Annotated in this window: 4 protein-coding genes; 3 read left to right on the plus strand and 1 reads right to left on the minus strand. The window is 75.0% G+C overall.

Features of this window, described 5'->3' with window-relative positions:
• The 3 genes from E1300_RS48040 to E1300_RS48050 form a co-directional block, all read left to right on the plus strand.
• A partial coding sequence (locus tag E1300_RS48040) for a bifunctional uroporphyrinogen-III C-methyltransferase/uroporphyrinogen-III synthase (RefSeq protein WP_370786227.1) occupies positions 1–1,601 on the plus strand: 1,601 nt, incomplete at its 5' end.
• Positions 1,602–1,693: 92 nt separating this feature from the next.
• Complete coding sequence (gene hemB / locus E1300_RS48045) at positions 1,694–2,680, plus strand: porphobilinogen synthase (RefSeq protein ID WP_131763924.1); 987 nt, start codon at positions 1,694–1,696, stop codon at positions 2,678–2,680.
• 192 nt (positions 2,681–2,872) lie between these two features.
• On the plus strand, positions 2,873–3,520 hold the full coding sequence (locus E1300_RS48050) for a bifunctional DNA primase/polymerase (protein ID WP_131763925.1): 648 nt from the start codon (positions 2,873–2,875) through the stop codon (positions 3,518–3,520).
• A gap of 51 nt (positions 3,521–3,571) precedes the next feature.
• On the opposite strand, the gene E1300_RS48055 is transcribed toward E1300_RS48050, so the two are convergent.
• A partial coding sequence (locus E1300_RS48055; protein WP_207400425.1) for a hypothetical protein occupies positions 3,572–4,203 on the minus strand: 632 nt, incomplete at its 5' end.

Genomic DNA, 4,203 nt, shown 5'->3' on the forward strand with positions numbered 1-4,203 from the left:
GCCGGTCCGCCGCGGACAGCGCCGCCGAGCGACCGCCCGCCCGCCGGACCGCCGACCCCGGCACCGTCGCCCTCGTCGGCATGGGCCCCGGCGACCCCGGGCTGCTGACCCTGCGCGCGGCGGCCGAACTGGAACGCGCCGACACCGTCGTGGTGAGCCGCCAGCACTGCTCGGACGAGATGCTGTCGCACTGCCGTCCGGGCGCCGAGATCCTCGACGCGGCGGACGGCGACCCCGTGAAGTTCGCCGCAAGGGCCGCGAAGGCAGGCCGACGCGTCGTCCGGCTGTTCCAGGGCGACCCCGGGCTGGGCTGCGGGCTCGCCGCCGAGGGCGCCGCGCTGGCCAAGGCGGGCGTCCCGTTCGAGGTCGTCCCCGGCGTGTCCGCCGTGACCGGTGTGCCCGGCTACGCGGGCATCCCGCTGACCGACCCGAAGCACCGCGAGGTCCGCGTCGTGGACGCGTCCGGCGGCGGCGTCGACTGGGAGCGCTTCGCCGACGCCGACGCCACCCTCGTCGTCATCGGCGCCGAGGGGGCGGTGGCCGAGACCGCGAAGGGCCTGATCGCCGCGGGCCGTCCCGACTCCACCCCGGCCGCGATGACGAGCCTCGGCACCACCACCGAGCAGGAGACCGTCGTCTCGACCCTGCACCGGCTCGCCGCCGACACCAAGGGCATGGAGGCGCCCGCCCTGATCATCGTCGGGGACGTGGTGTCCTGGCGCGACCGGCTGTCCTGGTTCGAGACCAAGCCGCTGTTCGGCTGGCGGGTGCTGGTGCCGCGCACCAAGGAGCAGGCCGCGTCGTTGTCGGACCAGCTCCGCGGCTACGGCGCCGTCCCGGACGAGGTCCCGACGATCTCCGTCGAGCCGCCGCGGACCCCGCAGCAGATGGACCGCGCCGTCAAGGGCCTCGTCACCGGGCGGTACGAGTGGGTGGTCTTCACCTCCACCAACGCCGTCCGGGCGATCCGCGAGAAGTTCGTCGACTACGGCCTGGACGCCCGCGCGTTCGCCGGGCTGAAGGTCGCCGCCGTGGGCGAGCAGACCGCCGCCGCGCTGGTGGAGTTCGGCATCCAGCCCGACCTGACGCCGTCCGGGCAGCAGTCCAGCGAGGGGCTCGCCGACGTCTGGCCGCCCTACGACGAGGACCTCGATCCGATCAACCGGGTGCTGCTGCCGCGCGCCGACATCGCCACCGACACCCTCATCGCCCGGCTCACCGAGCTCGGCTGGGAGTGCGAGGACGTCACCGCCTACCGGACGGTCCGGGCCGCGCCGCCGCCCGCGCCGATCCGCGAGGCGATCAAGGGCGGCGGGTTCGACGCGGTACTGTTCACCTCGTCCTCCACGGTGAAGAACCTCATCGGGATTGCGGGCAAGCCGCACAACGTCACCGTCATCGCGGTGATCGGCCCGCAGACCGCGAAGACCGCCGAGGAGTACGGGCTGCGCGTCGACGTGATGGCCGACAAGCCGTCGGTCTCGGCACTGGCCGAGGCGCTCGCGGAGTACGGTGCGAAGCGGAGGGCGGCCCAGATCGAGGCGGGCGACCCGCTGCGCAAGCCGAGCCAGATGCGGCGCGGCGCCCGCCGCCGCAAGTAGCCCGCCGCAAGCAGCCCGCCGGAGGCGGCACCGTGCCGCCGGACGACGACTCGCGCCGGGACCGCGGACCGCGGCCCCGGGAAAGAAGGATCATGTCTGCTCAGTTCCCGGTCGCGCGGCCGCGGCGGCTGCGCCGCACTCCCGCGCTGCGCCGGCTGGTCGCCGAGACGCGGCTCGCGCCGGCCGACCTCGTGCTGCCGATGTTCGTCAAGGAGGGCATCGGCGAGCCGCAGCCCGTGGCGTCCATGCCGGGCGTGCTCCAGCACACCCGCGACAGCCTCCGCAAGGCCGCGCACGAGGCCGCCGAGGCGGGCGTCGGCGGGATCATCCTGTTCGGCGTCCCCGCGGTGAAGGACGGCACCGGCTCCGCGGCCGACGACCCGGCCGGGATCGTCCAGCTCGCGCTGCGCGACCTGAAGGCCGACCTCGGCGACGCGACCGTGATCATGACGGACCTGTGCCTGGACGAGTACACCGACCACGGGCACTGCGGCATCCTCACCGCCTCCGGGGAGATCGACAACGACGCCACGCTGGAGCGCTACGCCTCCATCGCGGTGGCGCAGGCCGCCGCGGGCGCGGACGTGGTCGGCCCGTCCGGGATGATGGACGGCCAGGTCGCCGCGATCCGCGCGGCCCTCGACGGCGCCGGCTACCCGGACATCGCGATCATGGGGTACTCCGTCAAGTACGCCTCGGCGTACTACGGGCCGTTCCGCGAGGCCGCCGAGTGCGCGCCGCAGTTCGGCGACCGCTCCACGCACCAGCAGGACCCGGCCAACGCCGCCGAATCGCTGCGCGAGGCCCTCCTCGACCTCGACGAGGGCGCCGACATGGTGATGGTCAAGCCCGCCGGCGCCTACCTCGACATCGTCCGCCGCGTCCGCGACGCCGTGGACGTCCCGGTGGTCGCCTACCAGGTCAGCGGCGAGTACGCGATGATCGAGGCGGCGGCCGAGAAGGGCTGGATCGACCGCGAGCGCACCATCCTGGAGTCGCTGACGTCGATCCGCCGCGCGGGCGCCGACATCGTCCTGACGTACTGGGCGACCGAGGTGGCACGGAACCTGTCCCGCTGAACCCGCCCTCTCCCGCACCCCCCTCCGCGGCCGGAGCCGGTCACGCTCCGCCGTTGTGAGCCATTGCCGGTGATCATGCCGGTCTAGTCACTTAGGGTCGTTTCTTGGGGGTTGCCGTGTCCCGGCTTCCGGGCCACCGGCATCATCGTCTATCAAGAACCCACGGTCGACCTTGGGATATGGGGGGCGGACATGCTGGCGGTCTCGGGGAACAGGCGGCTGCGGGCGGCGCGCGACCGGATGGCCGCGGCGGCCCTGGAGTACGCCGCGTTCGGCTGGCCGTGCTTTCCCGGCGCCCATCCCCCCGCCGGCGGTGACCGAGCGTGCTCGTGCGACCGGATCGGCTGTCCCGATCCGGCGGCGCATCCGGTGTCGGCGGACTGGGCCCGGCAGGCGAGCGTCGACACCGCCGTGATCAAGCGCTGGTGGGACGAGCGGCCTCAGGCCAACATCATCCTGCCGACCGGCCGGGTCTTCGACGCGTTCGACATCCCCGCCGCCGCCGGCGAGCTCGCCCTCGCCCGCATCGAGCGCGACGGGCTGCCCGTCGGGCCCGTCGCGAGCGTCGGCGGCGAGCGGCACCTGTTCTTCGTCGCCACCCGCGGCGCCCCCGCCGACGAGGACGAGTGGTGGTCCTGCCACCTCGACTGCTCGCCGGAGACCGTCGTCGAGACGCCCGGCATGCGCTGGCACTGCCGCGACAGCTACGTCGTCGCCCCGCCGTCCGTCCTGCCCCGCGGGCGGGACGCCGCCTGGCTGCGCCCGCCCGCCGGAGCCGCCCTCCCCGACCCCCTGCGCCTCCTCGAAGTCCTCGCGGACAGCTGCGAGCTCGCGGCCTGACACGCCGCCGCCCGACGGGGTGCCGCCCGGCGCGGCGCCGCCCGGCGCGGGTCAGCGGGGCGGCTTGATGGCCTTGCGGCCCCAGCTCGAATAGCTCGCCTGGAGCACCTGCGAGCGCGTCTTGGACGCGTCCTGGGCGCGGAGCCAGAGCCGCACGGGGCGGTTGCCGCGGTCCAGGCGGAGCGCGAAGCTGATCTGCTGCGCGCCGGTGGCGCGTGCCAGCTCCGCGTACAGCGGCCCGACCCCGGCGGCCCGCGACAGCGCGGCGACCGGGGCCTCCCCCTGGTAGAGGGCGCCCGACCTGCGGAGCGTCGTCGCCGACTCCAGCAGCGCCGTCATCCCGGACAGCGAGCTGCCGAGCCGCACCTGCTGCGCCAGCGCCGGGTAGCCGCGGCCGGTGACGGGCACGTGCCGCCACCGCTTGCCCGCCTGGAGGTACACCGTGTCCTGGACGAGCACCGCCCGGGCGGCCTTGCGTGTGGCGCCCGCCCCGGACACCGTCATCGAGTAGGACGCGGGCCCGTCCGCCGCCAGCGCGAACGAGCCCCGGCCGGACGCGGCGGCGCCGCAGCAGCCCGTCCGGCGGAAGGTGAACGCGGCGCCGGAGGCGCGGCCGGTGGCCTGCTCGATCTGCGCGACGAGCGGCGCCGGGTCCACCAGCGCCGTCATCCCGGACAGCGAGC

Source organism: Actinomadura fibrosa (assembly GCF_900659615.1).
Taxonomy (GTDB): Bacteria; Actinomycetota; Actinomycetes; order Streptosporangiales; family Streptosporangiaceae; genus Spirillospora; species Spirillospora fibrosa.

What these genes read in the sequence shown, in the direction of transcription:
- hemB (WP_131763924.1), top strand. Translation starts at nt 1,694, where the DNA reads ATGTCTGCTCAGTTCCCGGTCGCGCGGCCGCGGCGGCTGCGCCGCACT.
- E1300_RS48050 (WP_131763925.1), top strand. Translation starts at nt 2,873, where the DNA reads ATGCTGGCGGTCTCGGGGAACAGGCGGCTGCGGGCGGCGCGCGACCGG.